This window comes from Streptomyces sp. NPDC088553, from assembly GCF_044752965.1.
GTDB lineage: Bacteria > Actinomycetota > Actinomycetes > Streptomycetales > Streptomycetaceae > Streptomyces.
Genome location: NZ_JBIVMG010000007.1, coordinates 322,038 through 339,512 on the forward strand (window position 1 = coordinate 322,038; position 17,475 = coordinate 339,512).

At 73.2% G+C, this 17,475-nt stretch carries 15 protein-coding genes and 1 pseudogene; 9 read left to right on the top strand and 7 right to left on the bottom strand.

Going from position 1 to position 17,475, the window contains the following annotated elements:
* The first annotated feature begins 4 nt into the window (after positions 1-4).
* Entirely contained in the window at positions 5-2,416 is a 2,412-nt protein-coding gene (gene lon, locus ACIP8Z_RS25320) for an endopeptidase La (RefSeq protein WP_402087123.1), read from the top strand.
* 126 nt (positions 2,417-2,542) lie between these two features.
* Positions 2,543-3,148 (top strand): DUF4240 domain-containing protein, encoded by a 606-nt coding sequence (locus ACIP8Z_RS25325; protein WP_402087125.1) that lies wholly within the window; start codon positions 2,543-2,545, stop codon positions 3,146-3,148.
* A 44-nt stretch (positions 3,149-3,192) separates the two neighbouring features.
* Here the strand turns inward: ACIP8Z_RS25325 and ACIP8Z_RS25330 are convergent, their stop codons facing one another.
* Together ACIP8Z_RS25330 and ACIP8Z_RS25335 are read right to left on the bottom strand one after the other, a co-directional pair.
* Positions 3,193-4,077 carry a lytic polysaccharide monooxygenase gene (locus tag ACIP8Z_RS25330; RefSeq protein ID WP_402087127.1) on the bottom strand — a complete coding sequence of 295 codons (885 nt, stop codon included), beginning with the start codon at positions 4,075-4,077 and terminating at the stop codon, positions 3,193-3,195.
* A 191-nt stretch (positions 4,078-4,268) separates the two neighbouring features.
* The gene (locus ACIP8Z_RS25335; protein WP_402087129.1) at positions 4,269-5,099 is read right to left on the bottom strand and encodes a lysozyme; all 831 of its coding nucleotides are present in this window, start codon (positions 5,097-5,099) and stop codon (positions 4,269-4,271) included.
* Between the two features lie 468 nt (positions 5,100-5,567).
* Between ACIP8Z_RS25335 and ACIP8Z_RS25340 the strand changes: the two genes are divergently transcribed.
* Positions 5,568-5,990, top strand: a complete 423-nt coding sequence (locus ACIP8Z_RS25340; protein WP_307851045.1) for a MarR family transcriptional regulator — start codon at positions 5,568-5,570, stop codon at positions 5,988-5,990.
* 12 nt (positions 5,991-6,002) lie between these two features.
* Here ACIP8Z_RS25340 and ACIP8Z_RS25345 read toward each other — a convergent pair whose 3' ends face one another.
* A complete protein-coding gene (locus tag ACIP8Z_RS25345) occupies positions 6,003-6,794 on the bottom strand; it encodes a hypothetical protein (RefSeq protein WP_402087131.1) in 792 nt (263 codons plus the stop codon).
* 371 nt (positions 6,795-7,165) lie between these two features.
* Between ACIP8Z_RS25345 and ACIP8Z_RS25350 the strand changes: the two genes are divergently transcribed.
* The 6 genes from ACIP8Z_RS25350 (at position 7,166) to ACIP8Z_RS25375 (ending at position 13,760) form a co-directional block, all read left to right on the top strand.
* Positions 7,166-10,159: a nitrate- and nitrite sensing domain-containing protein gene (locus tag ACIP8Z_RS25350; protein WP_402087134.1), complete on the top strand. Its 2,994-nt coding sequence runs from the start codon at positions 7,166-7,168 to the stop codon at positions 10,157-10,159.
* Positions 10,156-10,650, top strand: a complete 495-nt coding sequence (locus ACIP8Z_RS25355) for a roadblock/LC7 domain-containing protein (RefSeq protein ID WP_319309875.1) — start codon at positions 10,156-10,158, stop codon at positions 10,648-10,650. Before ACIP8Z_RS25350 ends, ACIP8Z_RS25355 begins: the two co-directional genes overlap by 4 nt.
* Positions 10,647-11,069, top strand: a complete 423-nt coding sequence (locus tag ACIP8Z_RS25360; protein ID WP_187622505.1) for a DUF742 domain-containing protein — start codon at positions 10,647-10,649, stop codon at positions 11,067-11,069. Before ACIP8Z_RS25355 ends, ACIP8Z_RS25360 begins: the two co-directional genes overlap by 4 nt.
* Positions 11,050-11,799, top strand: a complete 750-nt coding sequence (locus tag ACIP8Z_RS25365; RefSeq protein ID WP_402087136.1) for a GTP-binding protein — start codon at positions 11,050-11,052, stop codon at positions 11,797-11,799. Before ACIP8Z_RS25360 ends, ACIP8Z_RS25365 begins: the two co-directional genes overlap by 20 nt.
* A gap of 38 nt (positions 11,800-11,837) precedes the next feature.
* On the top strand, positions 11,838-13,073 hold the full coding sequence (locus ACIP8Z_RS25370) for a styrene monooxygenase/indole monooxygenase family protein (RefSeq protein WP_402087139.1): 1,236 nt from the start codon (positions 11,838-11,840) through the stop codon (positions 13,071-13,073).
* Positions 13,074-13,229: 156 nt separating this feature from the next.
* Positions 13,230-13,760, top strand: coding sequence for a DUF6584 family protein (locus ACIP8Z_RS25375; protein WP_402087141.1), 531 nt, complete (start codon positions 13,230-13,232; stop codon positions 13,758-13,760).
* A gap of 2 nt (positions 13,761-13,762) precedes the next feature.
* Here ACIP8Z_RS25375 and ACIP8Z_RS25380 read toward each other — a convergent pair.
* From ACIP8Z_RS25380 to ACIP8Z_RS25395, 4 genes and pseudogenes are all read right to left on the bottom strand, one after another.
* Positions 13,763-14,947 (bottom strand): annotated as a pseudogene (locus ACIP8Z_RS25380) (MFS transporter); the annotation flags it as partial.
* 108 nt (positions 14,948-15,055) lie between these two features.
* The gene (locus ACIP8Z_RS25385) at positions 15,056-16,306 is read right to left on the bottom strand and encodes an NlpC/P60 family protein (RefSeq protein WP_402087142.1); all 1,251 of its coding nucleotides are present in this window, start codon (positions 16,304-16,306) and stop codon (positions 15,056-15,058) included.
* 74 nt (positions 16,307-16,380) lie between these two features.
* Positions 16,381-16,689, bottom strand: coding sequence for a hypothetical protein (locus ACIP8Z_RS25390; RefSeq protein ID WP_402087145.1), 309 nt, complete (start codon positions 16,687-16,689; stop codon positions 16,381-16,383).
* Between the two features lie 34 nt (positions 16,690-16,723).
* Positions 16,724-17,446 carry a TetR/AcrR family transcriptional regulator gene (locus ACIP8Z_RS25395; RefSeq protein WP_402087148.1) on the bottom strand — a complete coding sequence of 241 codons (723 nt, stop codon included), beginning with the start codon at positions 17,444-17,446 and terminating at the stop codon, positions 16,724-16,726.
* Positions 17,447-17,475: the final 29 nt, after the last annotated feature.

Sequence of the window (17,475 nt, forward strand, 5' to 3'; positions counted from 1 at the left end):
GATCATGGCTTCTGACTCCAAGCCGTCCGTGCCGCTCACTCTGCCCGTGCTGCCGCTTGACGACGAGGTCGTGCTGCCCGGAATGGTGGTGCCGCTCGACCTGTCCGACAACGACGTACGCGCCGCGGTGGAGGCCGCCCAGGCCGCCGCGCGGCCCGGAGCGGGCAAACCGCGGGTGCTGCTCGTGCCGCGCGTCGACGGGACCTACGCCGGGACCGGTGTCCTGGGCACCGTCGAGCAGGTCGGACGCCTGTCCGACGGCGACCCCGGCGCCCTGATCCGCGGCCTCGGCCGGGTGCGCATCGGAGCCGGGACGACCGGACCCGGCGCGGCCCTGTGGGTCGAGGGCAGCACCGTCGAGGAGACCCTGCCCGAACCGCTGCCCGGTCAGGTCACCGACCTGATCAAGGAGTACAAGGCGCTCGCCACCAGCTGGCTCAAGAAGCGCGGTGCCTGGCAGGTCGTCGACCGCGTCCAGCAGATCGACGGCGTCGGCGCCCTCGCCGACAACTCCGGATACTCGCCCTTCCTCACCGTCGAGCAGAAGGTCGCGCTCCTGGAGACCGCCGACCCGGTCGCCCGCCTCAAGCTCGCCACCGCCCAGCTCCGCGAGCACCTCGCCGAGCAGGACGTCGCCGAGACCATCGCCAAGGACGTCCAGGAGGGCGTCGACAAGCAGCAGCGCGAGTTCCTCCTCCGCCGCCAGCTCGAAGCCGTCCGCAAGGAGCTCCGCGACCTCAACGGCGAGGCCGAGGGCGACGAGTCCGACGACTACCGCGCCCGCGTGGAGGCAGCCGACCTGCCCGAGAAGGTCCGCGAGGCCGCACTCAAGGAGGTCGAGAAGCTGGAGCGGTCCAGCGACCAGTCCCCCGAGGGCTCCTGGATCCGCACCTGGCTGGACACGATCCTCGAACTCCCCTGGAACGAGCGGACCGAGGACCGGTACGACATCCGCGGCGCCCGCGCCGTCCTCGACGCCGAGCACGCGGGCCTGGACGACGTGAAGGAACGGATCACCGAGTACCTCGCGGTGCGCAAGCGGCGTGCCGAACGCGGCCTCGGCGTGGTCGGCGGCCGCCGCGGTGGAGCCGTCCTCGCCCTCGTCGGCCCGCCCGGCGTCGGCAAGACCTCGCTCGGCGAGTCCGTCGCGCACGCGATGGGACGCGAGTTCGTCCGGGTCGCCCTCGGCGGCGTCCGGGACGAGGCGGAGATCCGCGGTCACCGCAGGACCTACGTCGGCGCCCTGCCCGGCCGGATCGTGCGGGCCATCAAGGAGGCCGGGTCCATGAACCCGGTGGTCCTGCTCGACGAGATCGACAAGGTCGGCTCCGACTTCCGCGGCGACCCCGCGGCGGCCCTCCTCGAAGTCCTCGACCCGGCGCAGAACCACACCTTCCGTGACCACTACCTGGAGGTCGAACTCGACCTCTCCGACGTCGTCTTCCTCGCCACGGCCAACGTCCTCGAAGCGATCCCGGAGGCCCTGCTCGACCGCATGGAGCTGGTCAGGCTCGACGGCTACACGGAGGACGAGAAGGTCGTCATCGCCCGTGACCACCTGCTGCCCCGGCAGTTGGAGCGCGCGGGCCTGGAGCCCGGCGAGGTCGTCCTGGAGGACGCGAGCCTGCGCAGGCTGGCCGGCGAGTACACCCGCGAGGCGGGCGTCCGCACCCTGGAGCGGGCCATCTCCCGGCTGCTCCGCAAGGTCGCGGCCCAGCACGAACTGGGCGACCGCGAAATGCCGTTCACGGTCGGCCCCGACGACCTGCGCGAGCTGATCGGACGGCCGCACCACGTGCCGGAGTCGGCCCAGGACCCGGCGGAGCGCCGTACCGCCGTGCCGGGTGTCGCCACCGGGCTCGCCGTGACCGGCGCGGGCGGTGACGTCCTCTTCGTCGAGGCGTCCCTGGCCGACCCGGAGACCGGCGCCGCCGGGCTGACCCTCACCGGCCAGCTGGGCGACGTGATGAAGGAGTCGGCGCAGATCGCGCTCTCCTTCCTCCGCTCGCACGGCGCGGAACTGGAACTGCCCGTCACCGGTCTGAAGGACCGTGGCGTGCACATCCACTTCCCCGCGGGCGCGGTCCCCAAGGACGGCCCGAGCGCGGGCGTCACCATGACGACCGCCCTCGCCTCCCTGCTGAGCGGACGCCTCGTCCGTACGGACGTGGCCATGACCGGCGAGGTCTCCCTCACCGGCCGGGTCCTCCCGATCGGCGGGGTGAAGCAGAAGCTCCTCGCCGCGCACCGGGCGGGCATCACCACGGTCGTGATCCCCAAGCGGAACGAGGCCGACCTGGACGACGTCCCGGCCGAGATCCTGGAGAAGCTGGAGGTCCACCCGGTGACGGACGTCCGCCAGGTCCTGGAGATCGCCCTGGCGCCGGCGGCGGTGCCGGTGGGAGTGGCGGCGTAACGGTCCCTCGTGAAGCGGGGTGTCCTCGGAAGAGGGCACCCCGCTCCGCCGTGCCCGGCGGGAACCGAAGCGAACCGGAAGGAAATCGTCACCTGGATGTCAGTGCGGGATGTCATGCTCGTACGCATGAACGACGACGCCTTCTGGGCCCTCATCGACGAGTTGAGCCGCCGGCCCGGTGACCGGTACGAGCGGCTGGAGTGGCTGGGCGATCAGCTGCTGCGGCGGCCGGCCGCCGAGAGCGTGGAGTTCCAGGTGCGCCTCGACGACGCGTGCGAGGTGGCGGGCACGCGTGCGCTGTGGCAGGCGGCGGACCGGGTCGAGAGCGGAGCCTGCACCGACGACGGCTTCCACTACTTCACCCTCTGGCTGGTCGGGCAGGGGCGGAAGGTGTACGAATCGGTCGTCGCCGACCCTGACGCGCTGGCCGACGTGCCGGGGATCCGGGCTCTGGCGGGCCGGCACAGGAACGAGTGGGACGACGACGAGTGGCCCGAGTGGGAGTGGCTGGACTACGTCGCGCAGGACGCGTACGACGAGCTGACCGGCCAGGAGGACGACCACGGCGAGGAGTTCGACGACGCCGTCGAGGAGGCGGCCGAGGAGCTCGCGGACGAGCTCTCCGACCCCGAGGAGTGGGAAGAGGGCGACGAACCGCGGGGGTCTCGTCCGGAGGGGGTGGCGATACCCCGGCTCACCGCCCTCTTCCCGCTCGGCACGTCCGGCTCCTAAAACGCTCGGGACGGTGCCCCGGGAGCCGGACGGTTCCGGAGGGCCTAGGAGGCCGACGTGTTCCGGCGGCGGCCCAGGAGCAGGCTGCCCGCGCCGAAGGCGGCGAGGGCGCCCGCGCCCGCGAGGGCCGTGGGCAGCGGCGAGGAGGGTGTCGCGGCCGTCTCGGCGGAGAGGGCCGGGGCCTGCTCGTCGCCGCCGTGGCCCGCGTGGCTCACGGTGGAGAGGGAGGCGCCCGCCGCGATCTTCGCCTCGCTCGGGGCCTGGGCCTTCGCCGCGGCCGGCTGCGCGGCCGCACCGCCGAAGGTGACGTCCGAGCAGCTGTAGAAGGCCTCGGGGCTGTCGTTGCGCTGCCACACCTTGTAGACGATGTGGCGGCCGGTCCGGGCGGGGAGGTTGCCCGTGAAGTTGTAGTAGCCGTCGGTGGCCGTGCGGGTGGTGTTGTGGACGGCGACGGGGGTCGCGTCCAGGTCCGACCACTTCAGCGGCTGTGTGGGGTCGAAGCCCGGCTTGGTGATGTAGACGGTCATGGTGCCGGAGTGGGCGGCCGTCACCCGGACCTTGAAGGCGAAGCTGCCCGCCGCGACCGCCGTCGCCGGCCAGTCGGTGCGCGCCCAGTCGAGCGCCCGGTACTTCTCGCGGTTCGCCGAGCAGAGCTTGCCGTCCGGGATGAGGGCCTGGTGCTGCCCGGCGGCGTTGGCGATGTTGACCTCGTTCCAGTCGTAGAGCGGCTGGGTGCCGGAGTCGGCGACGAGGTCCTTGCACACCTGCGACTTGGGGGTCTCGGGGCCCTCCGCGTAACAGGCGGCGACGCGGCTCACGGGGTTGAAGACGGCTCCGTGGGCACTGGCGGTGGTGGGGGTGAGGGTGACGAGGGCTGCGGCGGCGGACAGGGCGGCGACGCCGGCGGCGGTGCGGCGGGTGGACTGCATGCGGGGGCTCTCTCTCGTGCGTGGGGGAGGACGGACGAGCAACGCGCGCTGAACGCACGGAAGTTGAATCCCGGGCGATCGCCGTAGAGCCTCGCATTGGTCCATACCAATAGGCAAGGGGGAGGCTCGGAAAAGCCGAAGCGGCCCCCGGGGTGCCGCCGCACAGCCGGGGGCCGCCGCACGCGGAGACGTCAGCCGTTGGCGAGCGCCTGTACTCGCGAGAGGTCGCCGTTGAAGTGGTTGTGGTCGCCGACCGTCGGGCCGGAGGAGGTGTACTGCCACATCGTGTAGTACTGCCAGCCGGCCGGGAGTTCGCCCACGGACGCGGCGTACCGCGCGATCCACAGCGGGTTGGTCGCGGCGAATGCGGAGGAGTTGCCGGTGCACTGCGTCCACCAGCTGGTCGCCGTGTAGATGACGGCGTCCCGGCCGGTCCTGGCCTTGTACCGGTTCACGAAGTCGCGGATCCAGGTCACCATCCCGGCCTGGGTCTTGCCGTAGCAGGTCGCGCCGTACGGGTTCCACTCGATGTCGAGCACGCCCGGCAGTGTCCTGCCGTCCGGCGACCAGCCGCCCCCGTTGTTGACGAAGTAGTCGGCCTGGGCCGCGCCCGTCGTCGTGTCGGGGGTCGCGAAGTGGTACGTGCCCCGGATCATGCCGACGTTGTACGAGCCGGTGTACTGCTGGTTGAAGGAGGTGTTCTTGTAGTAGGTGCCCTCCGTCGCCTTGACGTAGGCCCACTTGACGCCGCTGTTCCACAGGGTGGACCAGGCGACGTTGCCCTGGTGGCTGGAGACGTCCACGCCTTCGGTCTGGACGGCCTGGGTGGAGGCGCCGCCGGGGGCGCTGCCGCGCCCGTCGTGCGCGAGGACGCCCATGCCCATGCTGGCGGAGCCGCGCGGGGGCGTCTGGCGGACTCCCGGGTCCTGGGCGGCTCCGGCGGACGCGGCGAGGGGGATGAGGAGGGTCAGGGCCGCGAGCGCGGCGCCGGCGAGGGTCGTTCCGGATCTGTGCACACGCATTGCGTGCCTCCGAAAGGATCGGTGGGGGGAGCGAGGTCGACGGTCCTGGACGCCCACGGGCCGGTAATGGTGTGGACATGTCAGAGTGCGTCGTGGACGACGCTACGCACGTAGACCCGGCCCATGGAAGAGGGCCCGGATACCGCCGTTGGTCTACGCCTGCGAAATACTGGAAGAGCTGCGGCGATGGCCTCGGCCGAAAGAAACTTTCAGCGGCCGGAAAGCCGTCGGCGAGTCGCCGGAGAACGTGTGAGAGGTGCTGACGTGCACGGAAGCGGTACGGGAGATGAAGGCGTGGTCCCGCCGACCGCCGGCGGCGAACCGCACGCCGGGTCCGGCGCCGGACCGCACGGGTCCGTCACCGAACCCCGGGCCGGGTCCGGCGGCGAACCGCACGCCGGTCCCGGCGCCGGACCCTTCGGCTCGTCCGGCGGCGCACCCTTCGCCCCCTCCGGCGGGGTCGACCCGGTGTTCCTCGCCCTCGAACGCGAACTCGCGGTCTTCCTGCGCCGCGCCCGTGCCCAGTCCGGCGAGATGGCCCGCGAGGTCCACCCCGAACTGGAGCCCGCCGCCTACGGCCTGTTCGTACGGCTCGACGACGCGGGCCCCCAGCGGGCCACCGAGCTCGCCGGGTACTTCGGGGTCGGCAAGGCGACCATGAGCCGTCAGCTCCGGGCGCTCGAAGACCTCGGGCTCGTCGCCCGCGACCCCGACCCCGCCGACGGACGCGCCTCGCTGGTCCGGCTCACCGAGGAGGGCCGGGACCGCTTCCGTCACGTCAGGGACGCGCGGCGCGAGCGGTACGTCCGCAAGCTCGCCGACTGGGACCGCGCCGAGGTCTCCGAACTCGCCCGTCTCCTGAACCACTTCAACGTCCGGTCCGAGGGCTGAGCGCGGCGCCGCTCAGCCCGCCCCCAGCTCCACCAGTACCGCCGTCGCGTCGTCGTGCGGCTTCCAGCGGCGCGTCCCGCCGGCCGACACGTCCGCCGTCTCCAGGGCGCGCACGCGGTGGAGCAGTCCGAGCGCGCCCTCCTTGCGCAGGACGCCGAAGCAGTCCGACCAGTCGCCCTCGCCGAACAGCTCCACCCAGCGGCTCGCCCCGTCCGTGAGCGCCGCCAGGGCCCGTACCTCCGCGCGCGGGCTCGTTCCCGTCACCGCCCGCCCGGCGACCGCCGGGTCGGCCGCCGCCGTGAAGAAGCCGCCCTCCCGGTTCCGCAGCCGGTCCGTCGCCGCCAGGGACCGCAGGATCTCGTCCGGGACGCGGTCGAGCCGGTCGTCGAGCACGGCCCGTACGACCCCGTCCGGCGACTCCAGGAGGAGTGCGGAGTCGGAGAGGACGAGGTGTTCGACCGAGGTCTCGTCCCAGCGGGCGAGTACGACGGTCGCCTGGGGCGTACGCACGTGAGAAAGGTCACAGGTGTGCCGGTGGGTGTCCGCGGTGCGCCGGATTGCCAGCGAAAGGATCGCGGGCAAGGGCATGTCCCGGCGGGAAGCGGACAGTTCGGTCAAAGCCCCGCCGAGGCGCGCGGTGAACCACGGCACCGTGTGCACACAACCGTCATCACCGGCCGGTGGCGTGACGCCGTCGAGGAGGACGACGGTTCCCCCGCCGCCCGAGGCGGGCAGGGCGGCGGCCACCCAGTCCTCGTTGGGGCGTTCGGGACTGCCGGGCAGGGTGGCGACGTCGCTGCGCATGACGACCAGTGTGCCCGGAGCGGCGCACGTTCCCGGCGTATGTCTTCACCGGACCTGCAAACATGCGGAAATGGCCTGTACCAACCCGGCGGAGACCCCCGGGGAGGCGGAGTCGCGGGCTCCGGGAGCTGCGGGCGGGCATCCTGCCAAAGCCCGCGCGGAAGATCCAACCGGGGGCCCTTCGAGGCCTCCCCGGCCCGCCCGGAGAAGTTGTTCGCCAACTCAGGAGTGTTGTTCACTCGTTCGGGTGGCGGAGCGGCCGATGCGCGTCTCCTTCCCAGAAGCGCTGGAATGGTCGGAAGCCGTACCAGGGGTGGGGGCGCTCCATGTGACCGGCCGTCACCTCTGCTTTGTGGGCGGACGAATCAAGAATGCGAGCACCGGTGCAGATGAAGCGGCCTCGGAGCAAGAACGGCACGCGGAGCCAGGCCCCTGGTGCGGTGCCGACCCCGGACGGCGCCGCGGTGCCCACCGGCAGCGTCCCCGACGGCAGCACCTTCGCCGGCAGCGCCCCCGCCGGCCGCCCCAAGCGCGTCCGCAACCGACTCGTCGCCGGCGTCGCCCTCGTCGGCATCACGGTCCTCGTCGCCGGAGCGCCCGCGGTCCTCGCCGCCTCCACCGAGCTCAACGACTCCCAGAGCCTGGTCACCCTCGCCGAACTCGACCGGCAGGCCATCACCCTGGCCCACTCGCTCGCCGACGAGCGCGACGAGGTCGTCGCCTACATCGCCGCCGGCCGCGACTCCCAGAGCGGCGACGCCAAGCACAGGCGCCAGATCACCAGCACGCGGTCCACCCGCGTCGACCGCCAGATCGACGAGATCCGGCCCGCCGCCTCCGCCGAGCTCCGCCGCGACCTCGCCGGAGTCCCCTCCGTCCGCCGCACCGCCCTCACCGGCAAGGGCTCGGCCCTGGAGGCCCACCGGGCGTACTCGGAGGTCATCACCAAGCTCCAGGCCCTCGCCGACGAGCTGGCCGACAAGACCCCGGCCCGCGCCTCCGACACCGCGCTCACCGAGGCCACCCGCGCCCCTGCGGCCCTCGGCCGCGCCGTCGAGCAGGCCTCCGCCACCCGGGGCCTGCTCCTCGCCGCGCTCTCCGTGCCGCAGCCCGAGCCCTCCGGCGAGGTCCACTACGACGCCGAGACCGGCACCTACGTCCCCGACGTGCCCGAGGGCACCGCCGAGGCCGACCGGGCCCGCGACGCCCTCACCGCCGCCGCCCAGCAGGCCCGGGTCCGTGAACTCGCCGCCCTCGGCGACTTCGACCAGGCCGCCGGCTCCACCGCCCGCGACTCCCTCGCCGCCACCGTGGCCGGTCCCGACGTCAAGAGCGCCGAGCGCTCCCTCGCCTCCCTCACCGACCAGCCCCGGCTGACGGAGACCGAGCGCGGGACCGACCCGGCCGGCCTGGAGTCCGCCCTCTCCGCCCGCATCGAGCAGATGCGCGGCGTCGAGTCCGCCCTCGCCGCCGAGCGGGTCGAACGCCTCGGCGCGCTCCGCGACGACGACGTCACCGCCCTCGAACTGCGCATCGCCTTCCTCGGCGGCTGCCTGATCGTCGCGATCGGCATCTCCACCTATGTCGCCCGCACCCTCACCCGGCCGCTCGCCGTCCTCCGGATCGGCGCCGCCCGGCTCGCCGCCGCCCCCGAGCCCGGCGCCGCGGAGCTGGTCCGCTTCACCGGCCGCAACGACGAGTTCGCTCAGGTCGTCCGCTCCCTCAACACCCTGCACGCCAAGCTCGCCGGCCTCGCCGCGCACACCGAGCGGCTCACCGACGACCGGACCGACCTGGCCGCCGCCAAGGAGGCCCTCGGCGCCGAGCTCGCCACCCAGCGCGCCGAACTCCAGGGGCAGGTCGCGCTCCTCACCGCCGACCTCGAACGGTTCAGGAGCACCGTCCACCACACCTTCGTCAACCTCTCGCTGCGCAGCCTCGGGCTCGTCGAGCGCCAGCTCGGCGTCATCGAGAAGCTGGAGGAGCGCGAGCAGGACCCGGACCGCCTCGCGACCCTCTTCAAGCTCGACCACATGGCGACCGTCATGCGCCGTCACAGCGAGAACCTCCTCGTCCTCGCCGGGCACGAGCACGTACACGGTCACGCCGGGCCCGTCCCGCTGGTCGACGTGCTGCGCGCCGCCGTCAGCGAGATCGAGCGGTACGAGCGGGTCACCATCCAGTCCCTGCCGCCGCACGCCCAGATCGCCGGCTTCGCCGCGGACGACCTGAGCCACCTCATCGCCGAACTCCTGGAGAACGCCACCTCCTTCTCGCCGCCCGACGCCGAGGTCCAGCTCTCCGGCTGGCTCCTGGAGTCCGGCGAGGTGATGCTCTCCGTGCAGGACGCGGGCATCGGCATGACCGCCTCCCGGCTCGCCGAGCTCAACGCGCGCCTGGCCGAGGCCGACCCCGCCGCCTTCGAGGGCGAGGGCCTCGGCATGCGGGTCATCGCCCTGCTCGCCGCCCGCCACGGCGTCCGCGTCGAGCTGCGCGAGCAGCAGCCGGGCGGCACGGCGGCCGTCGTGGTCCTGCCGCAGCCGCTGCTCCCCGCCGCCCTGCCGACGACCGTGACGGAGCCCGTACGGGTGGCGGGCGGGGCACCCACCCTCCACCTGCCCGGCTCGGCCGCGGAGGCCAACTCCAACACGCTGCCGTCCCGGAACCGCGACCCCCTGGTCGAGGCGGCGGAGCGGGCGTTCCTGGAGGCCGAGGTGACGGCGGCGCGGGAACAGCGGGAACAGGAGCCGGAGCCGGCGGAGGAGCGGCAGGCCCCGTACGAGCCGGAGGCGCAGGCACCTTCGTACGAGCCGGAGCCTCAGGCGCCGTACGAGCCGGAGCCTCAGGAGGCTTCGTACGAGCCCGAGCCCGCCCCCCACCACGAGCCCGAGCCCGCCCCCCACCACGAGCCCGCCCCCCTCGGCGAGAGCGTCTCCGAGACCACGCTCCAGGTCCGGCTGCCCGACCCGCCGCCGGAGCCGGACACCCACGAGCGAGCGGCGGACGTCACCGCTCCCGCCCGCCACGAGGAGCCCCTGGCCGCGCGGACTCCCGCCGCCCCCGAGCCGGTCACCGACCAGCCGGTTCCCGGGCCGCGGGCCCCGCAGGGGGAGCGCGTCACCGACAAGGGCCTGCCCAAGCGCACCCCGCAGGTGGTCCGCCCCGCCGGCCCCGCCACCACGACCCCCCGTCCGGGCGGCGTGGACGCGGAGGCCCTGCGCCGCCGCCTCGGCGGCTTCCACCAGGGAGCAAAGGCCGGGCGCCGCGACGTGGAGGCGGAGATGGGGACGGCGCGGATAGATGACGTAAAGACTGCACGTACAGAGGAGATGACGGGGGACACAGTCGAGGAGGCACGCAGTTGACCGCGACGGGAACGTTCGGACTGAGCACGGAAGCCCGCAACCTGCAATGGCTGCTGGGGAATCTGGTGGAGGAGGTGCCCGGGGTCCACTCGGTCGCCGTCGTCTCCTCCGACGGCCTGATGCTGCTCTCGTCCGACCCGGCCGCCCAGCAGAGCACGACGACGGCCGCCGCCGAAGCCGGCCGTCCGAACGGGCCGCGCGGCTCCAGCGCCGACCTGGCCACCATCGTCTCCGGCATCGGCAGTCTGACCATCGGCGCCGCACGCCTGATGGACGGCGGCGGGGTCAAGCAGACCATGGTGGCGATGGAGCAGGGCAGCGTCTTCGTCATGTCGATCAGCGACGGTTCGCTGCTCGGCGTGCACGCCACGCCCGACTGCGACATGAGCGTGGTGGCCTACCACATGGCGCTCTTCGTGGGCCGCGCCGGTCACGTACTCACCCCCGAAGTCCGCAGTGAACTGCGCAAATCGATGGAGAGCACCCAGTGACGTCAATTTCTTCGGGGTTCCACGCCCACCGGCTGCCCGTACGAGGAGATGGACGCCGCCCCGCGCGCGTGCGGCCGTACTCGCTGACCGGCGGGCGTACCCGCTTCGGCCATGTCCTGCTCGTCGAGACCTTCGTGGCGGCGCTCGAAGCGCCCGCCGTGCGCAAGCTCCTGACGGACGGCGGGCCGGGCGCCCGCGGTCTGATGCCGGAGATGCGGGCCATCGTCGAGATCTGCCGCCGGATGCGGACGGTCGCGGAGATCTCGGCGCTTCTGAAGATGCCGTTGGGGGTCGTCCGGGTGCTCCTGAGCGACCTGGCCGACCAGGGAAAGATCCGTGTGTACGGGACCGGTCACGGCACCGGGCAGCCCGACCGCGCGCTCCTCGAAAGGGTGCTGAGTGGACTCCGTCGTCTCTGACGCCTCCGCCGTCTCCGATGCCGACACCGGATCACCGGCGGTGACCGGCATTCCCGCGCAGCCCCAGGCCCCCGCGGCCGACCTGTTCCAGCGAGATACGACCGCATCCGCCGCGACCGCGTCGGCCCCCGCCGAGCCCGACGCCGAGGACGGCGCGCAGGACTGGCAGCTCGACCACACCCGCGCCCCGATCGCGACGAAGATCGTCGTCGCGGGCGGCTTCGGCGTCGGCAAGACCACCTTCGTGCGCGCGGTCTCGGAGATCACCCCGCTCCAGACCGAGGCGCTGATGACCCGGGCGAGCGAGGGGACCGACGACCTCACCGCCACGCCGGACAAGCTCACCACCACGGTGGCGATGGACTTCGGCCGGATCACCCTCGACAACGACCTGGTGCTGTACGTCTTCGGCACGCCGGGACAGCAGCGCTTCTGGTTCATGTGGGACGACCTGGTGCGCGGGGCGATCGGCGCGATCGTGCTGGCCGACACGCGGCGGCTCACGGACTGCTTCCCGGCCCTCGACTACTTCGAGAGCTGCGGGCTGCCGTACATCGTGGCCGTCAACCACTTCGAGGGCACCGAGCTGTTCGAGGCGGACGACGTCAGGGAGGCGCTGACCGTGCCCGCGCACGTCCCTGTGGTGATCATGGACGCGCGCAAGCGGTACAGCGTCGTCGAGAGCCTGCTCGCGATGGTCGCCCACGCGCTGGAACACACCCCCGAATAGATCGCTCAGCTCTCCCCGTCACGCCAGGAGCACCACCCATGCGGAAGATACTCATAGTCGGCGCCGGCCAGTCCGGTCTGCAGCTCGCCCTCGGACTCCAGTCGTCGGGGTACGAGGTCACCCTCATGTCGAACCGGACGGCGGACGAGATCCGGGCCGGCCGGGTCATGTCCACCCAGTGCATGTTCGACACCGCGCTCCAGCACGAGCGGGACCTCGGCCTCAACTTCTGGGAGTCCCAGGCACCGCGCATCGAGGGCCTCGGCGTCTCGGTCGCCGCGCCCGACTCCAGCCGCGCGATCGACTGGGTCGGCAGGCTCGACGGGTTCGCGCAGTCGGTCGACCAGCGGGTGAAGATGGCCGGCTGGATGGAGACCTTCGCCCAGCGCGGCGGCCAGCTGGTGATACACGGCGCGGCCGTCGGCGACCTGGACTACTTCTCGCGCAGCTACGACCTGGTGCTCGTCGCGGCGGGCAAGGGCGAGCTGGTCTCCATGTTCGGCCGGGACGCGTCCCGTTCGCCGTACAGCGAGCCGCAGCGCGCGCTGGCCGTCGCGTACGTCCACGGCCTCGGCCCGCGCCCGGAGCACCCGGAGTTCGACGCGGTGCGGTGCAACGTGGTCCCGGGCGTGGGCGAGCTGTTCGTCATGCCGACGCTGACGACGGGCGGCCGCGCGGACATCCTCTTCTGGGAGGGCGTCCCCGGCGGCCCGCTCGACGCCTTCAAGGGCGTCAAGGACCCGGCGGAGCACCTGTCGCTGACCCTGGAGCTGATGGAGAAGTTCACGCCCTGGGAGTACGCGCGGGCCACCAAGGTCGAGCTGACCGACGCGGGCGGCACCCTCGCCGGCCGGTACGCGCCGACGGTCCGCAACCCGATCGGCCGGCTGCCCGGCGGCGGCCTGGTCCTCGGCGTGGCCGACGTGGTCGTGGCCAACGACCCGATCACCGGCCAGGGTTCGAACTCGGCGTCGAAGTGCGCGGCCGCGTATCTGGCGGCGATCTTCGAGCAGGGCGACAAGCCCTTCGACGCGGAGTGGATGCAGTCGGCCTTCGACCGCTACTGGCAGACGGCCCAGCACGTCACCAAGTGGACGAACGCGATGCTGGCGCCGCCGCCGGAGCACGTCCTGAACCTCCTGGGCGCCGCGGGTCAGCTCCAGCCGGTCGCCGACCGCTTCGCGAACGGCTTCAACGACCCGTCGGACTTCGAGAACTTCTTCTTCGACCCGGAGAGGACGAACGCGTACCTGGCGGAGGTCGCGGGCGGCTGACCCGCGCGTGGTTCTCTCAGGCGGCCGGCACCGGGGGCTCAAGGCCCGGGGGAGCCGGCCGTCGGCCTTCCCGGGACGGACCGTCCCGGGACCGGCCGTCCCGCGGCGGTCGGAAAACGGATCGAGTTGTCCCGCCCCGTGCTCGATGATGTGCCCATGTCTCAGTCGAACACCCTGGCCCGTGTGGACGCCGACCTCGTCGCCGGGCGCATCCCCATGGCGCGGCAGCGGCTGCGCGGCCTGGTCTCGTCGTTCCCGTACGACCTGACGCTGCGGCGCCGGCTCGCCGAGGTGTACCGGCTGTACGGGGACGCGGCCCAGGCCGGGCGCTGGATGTACCTCGAAGAGGACCGGGACGCGGAGGAGACCGCCGCCTTCGAGCAGCGCTACGGGACTCCCGGGTGGCGGATGAAGGCCCTCGCCTGGCCCGGGCCCGAGGCGCTGGCGGCGACCGCCTTCGCCGCCGAGCAGCTCGCCGCGGTGCGGACCGCCTGCGCCGAGCGGCTCGGACACCCCGTCGACTGGGACGACCCGGACTCCTACGCGGCGGACCGGGGCGAGGAGACCGACGCACCGGAGCCCGGGGGCTGGACCCTCTCCGGAGTGGTCGCGGCCGCCGGCGCCCTCGGAGGCACCGTCGTCATGGTGGGCGTCTGGGTGTACGGGCTCGTCTCGCTCTTCTCGTAGCGCCCCGCGGCCTCCGCCCGGCGGACCGCCCACGGCGTCAGCAGCCCCGTCAGGGCGAAGAGCGCGCCGACGACGTACCAGCCGGGGCGGCCCCAGCCGATGCACAGCGCGATGAGCAGGCCGGGGCCGACCGCCTCGGACAGGCCCGCGCCGAGGCCGAAGACACCCAGGTACTGGCCGGTGGCGCGGGGCGGGGCGAGGGCGTACGACACCTCGAAGCCGCCCGCGGAGTGCCACAGTTCGCCGATCGTGTGGACCACGACGGCCGCCAGGAGCAGGCCGACCGCCACCGTCGCCGGCGCGCCCGCCGAGAGCGGGACCAGCGCGCAGGAGACGAGGAACGCCGCTCCGGCGCGCCGGTAGGCGTGGCCACCCGCGCGCGGCGAGTCGATGCCCCGGCTCGCCCGCACCTGGAGTCCCACGACGATCACGGTGTTGGCGAGCATCGCACCCGAGACGAGCCAGTGCGGGGCGCTGGTGGACCCCACCAGCCACAGCGGGATCGCCACCGTCAGCACCTTGAACTGCATCGCCATCACCCCGTCGAGCGCGGTGAGCGCGAGATACGGCCGGTCCCGCAGCGCGATCCACCGCGGCCCCCGGGCGACGGGCGCGGGCGCCACCGGCGGCAGCAGGAAGAGCACGATGGCGGAGGCCCCGAACGCCAAGGCGTTTCCCAGTACCAGGAGTTGGTACGCGCCGAGCGTCCCGACCTGGACCGCCCAGCCCGCGAGAAGTGCTCCCAGGGAGATGCCGACGTTGGTCACGGCCCGCAGGTAGGCCCGGAACTCCTGCGGTCGTTCCCCTCCGTAGTGCCGGACGAGCGGCGCACGCGCGGCCAGTCCGGCGGCCTTCGCGCCGGTGGCGGTGGAGACCGCGAGCACGAACGGCCAGAAGCTGTCGGCGAACACGAAGGCCCCGGTCGCCACCGCCTGGACGGCCAACGTGGCCATGTACACGCCCCGTGCCCCGCACCGGTCCGCGAGATGGCCGACCCCGATCCCCACGGCGAGGGAGAGGGTCCCGGCGATGCCGAGCCCGAGTCCCACCGTGGCGGCCGACAGACGCACGGCCTGGGTGAAGTAGAGGACCCCGGCGGTCAGGAAGAGCCCGCTGCCGACGGTGTTCACGAAGTTGGAGACGGCGAGGGTGCGTTGGGGGCCGGTGGAGAGCAGCAGTCGGGGCATGGCGGGGCTCCGCGTCCGGTCGGGCGAGATACGGCGAGTAAGGACCCGGATAGCTTGTTGCATATTACGTTCAAGAGCAAGAGGGGTGCTTTGGAGGGGAGTTGACGCTCAGTCGCGGTCGTATCCCTCGTCCCCGCCGTCCCTCGCCCCCGCCGGCAGCGGCGGCGGGGTGTACGCCGCAAGGGCCTCCCCGTCCGGATCCGGACGCACCGCCCCGAGCAGCGGGTTCGCCGCGATCGGGGACACCTTCACCTTCCCGCCGGGCCGCGGTGCCTGCACCACCAGGCCCTCGCCGAGATAGACCGCCACATGGGTCGCGCCGGGGAAGTACACCACCAGGTCCCCGGGACGGAGCTCCGCGAGCGGCACCCGGGGCAGCGTCGCCCACTGCTCCTGACTCGTCCGCGGCACCTCCAGGCCCGCCGCCGCCCACGCCTGCTGGGTCAGCCCCGAGCAGTCGTACGTCTCCGGGCCCTCCGCCCCCCACTCGTACGGCTTGCCGATCTGGCCCACCGCGAACCGCAACGCCTCCGCGCCCGCCCCCGACGGGGTGCGCCGGCCGTCCAGGACGCCCGAGTCCAGCAGCTCGCGCTGCGCCCCCGCCGTCTGGACCCGCTCCAGCTCGGTGAGCCGGGCCAGCTGCTCGGGGGAGAGCGCGGCCAGCAGCTTCTCGACCTCCGCGAGCCGGGCCCGTACCTCGTCGCGCCGGGCGCGCTGTGTGGCGGCGAGGCCCTGCTGCCGGTCCAGCGCCTTGCGGGAGGCGCTCGCCAGGCTGCCGGCCTGCCGCTCGGCCTTCTCCAGCCGCGGTACGGCCGACGCCCGGTCCCGGGAGGCCCGCGCCATCAGATGCCCCTGGTCGAGCGCCGACTGGGGATCCGGCGCGAACAGCAGCCGCAGGTAGGAGGAGAACTCGGACCCGCCCCGGTACTGGTCCCGGGCGATCCGCCCGGCCGCGGCCCGCCCCTGCGCCAGCGCGGTACGGGCGGCGGTGAGCCGGGCGGTGACCTTCTTGGTGTCGGCGGTCTGGAGCTTCAGCGCCTCCTCGGCTGCGTTGAACCGCTCGGTCGCCTCCTCGGCCTGCCGGTAGAGCGTCCGCATCCGGGTGAGCAGGGCGGTGAGGGAGTCGCCGCCGGGGGGAGGGAGGGCGGCGGCGTCGTCGGTGGCGGGCGGCGGGGTGGGAGGGGCGGATTCGACCGGTCCCACCGGTTCCGCGGCCGGATCCGCCCGGGCGATCGGCGCCTCCACCGGGGGATCGGCGGGTGGCTCCGGAGCGGCGGCGCCCGCCGGGAGGACGCCGGTGAGGGCGGTCGCGGCGGCCAGGGCCCCCGTCCAGACCGTACGCAGCAGCCTTCGCGACACGTCACCACCTCCACGGGGATGATGACGTGTCACTTCATGCGATTACCGTACGAAGGGGGGTGAGTCCGGCGGCCTCACTCGTTCGGCGCAGCGCCGTCCCGGGGAGGGGTCGTGCCCGTGCCCGGCTTCGACCACGGCCACTTCAGCTCGCGACGCTCACGGCCCTCGGGGGCGTACGCGTAGACCCAGCCGCGCTGGAGACCCAGTCGCTTCGTGTAGCCCGCGGGCTCGCGCCGGTAGGTGTGGAGGGTCGGGGGCTTCCCGTCGTGGGCCGGGACCGGGATCTCGTACCACTTCGGGGGGTGGCCGGTCGGGCCGAGCAGGATCGGCAGGACCCGGCCGTCGAGCGGGCCGCCACGGAAGGAGGTGTTCTGGCTTCTCACCCCTCCAGTGTCCCCTCCGGCCTCCTGTTCCCGCTCAGAGCAGATGGGCGGCCTCGCCGACCACCGGGATCACCCGGCGGGCCAGCCGGGCCACGGGCCCCTCGGGCGTCTCCTGGGCGAGGAGGCGTCCGACGACGCGCGCGGTCTCCTCGTCGCTGGCCGTGCTCGCGGCGAGGAGGGCGATGAGATGGTCCACGAGCCACTCCCGCAGCTCTCGGGCGGGGGGCCGCTTGTCCTCGTCGAGCCAGATGAGGGAGGCGGCCTCCACTGCGGCGATCCAGGTGCGGACCAGCATGCTGAGGCGGGGGCCGGGGGCGTCGACACCGAGGTGGACGAGGATCTGCTCGGCGGCGGCGCGGCGGACCTCGTCGACGATCGCGGTGGTACGGGAGGTCTCGGCGACGCTGCCGCCGCGCAGGAGGGCGCTGAAACCGGCGTCGTGCTCGTCGACGAAGGCCAGATAGCGGTCGAGCACCCGGCCGAGCCGCTCGGTGGGCGGCCCGACCGGGGGCTCGGTGAAGCAGTGGTTCAGGGCGTCGGCGGAGGAACGGAGGGCGGCCTCGTAGAGCTGCTGCTTGCCGCCGGGGAAGTAGCGGTAGACGAGGGGCCGCGAGACGCCGGCCGCCTCGGCGACGTCATCGAGGGACACGTCCTCGGGAGTGCGGTGGGCGAAGAGCTCCTGGGCGGCTTCGAGGAGCTGGCCGCGGCGCGCCTCGACGCTGAGCCTGCGGTACGCGGGGGTGGCGGCGGCAGTCATGCTCCGCAGCGTATCCGGACCCCTTCGCC

Excerpts from the sequence above, each read along its gene's own strand:
- ACIP8Z_RS25375 (WP_402087141.1), top strand. The coding sequence starts at position 13,230 with ATGTCTCAGTCGAACACCCTGGCCCGTGTGGACGCCGACCTCGTCGCC.
- ACIP8Z_RS25345 (WP_402087131.1), bottom strand. The coding sequence starts at position 6,794 with ATGCGCAGCGACGTCGCCACCCTGCCCGGCAGTCCCGAACGCCCCAAC.
- lon (WP_402087123.1), top strand. The coding sequence starts at position 5 with ATGGCTTCTGACTCCAAGCCGTCCGTGCCGCTCACTCTGCCCGTGCTG.
- ACIP8Z_RS25395 (WP_402087148.1), bottom strand. The coding sequence starts at position 17,446 with ATGACTGCCGCCGCCACCCCCGCGTACCGCAGGCTCAGCGTCGAGGCG.
- ACIP8Z_RS25370 (WP_402087139.1), top strand. The coding sequence starts at position 11,838 with ATGCGGAAGATACTCATAGTCGGCGCCGGCCAGTCCGGTCTGCAGCTC.
- ACIP8Z_RS25330 (WP_402087127.1), bottom strand. The coding sequence starts at position 4,077 with ATGCAGTCCACCCGCCGCACCGCCGCCGGCGTCGCCGCCCTGTCCGCC.
- ACIP8Z_RS25325 (WP_402087125.1), top strand. The coding sequence starts at position 2,543 with ATGAACGACGACGCCTTCTGGGCCCTCATCGACGAGTTGAGCCGCCGG.
- ACIP8Z_RS25350 (WP_402087134.1), top strand. The coding sequence starts at position 7,166 with ATGCGAGCACCGGTGCAGATGAAGCGGCCTCGGAGCAAGAACGGCACG.
- ACIP8Z_RS25335 (WP_402087129.1), bottom strand. The coding sequence starts at position 5,099 with ATGCGTGTGCACAGATCCGGAACGACCCTCGCCGGCGCCGCGCTCGCG.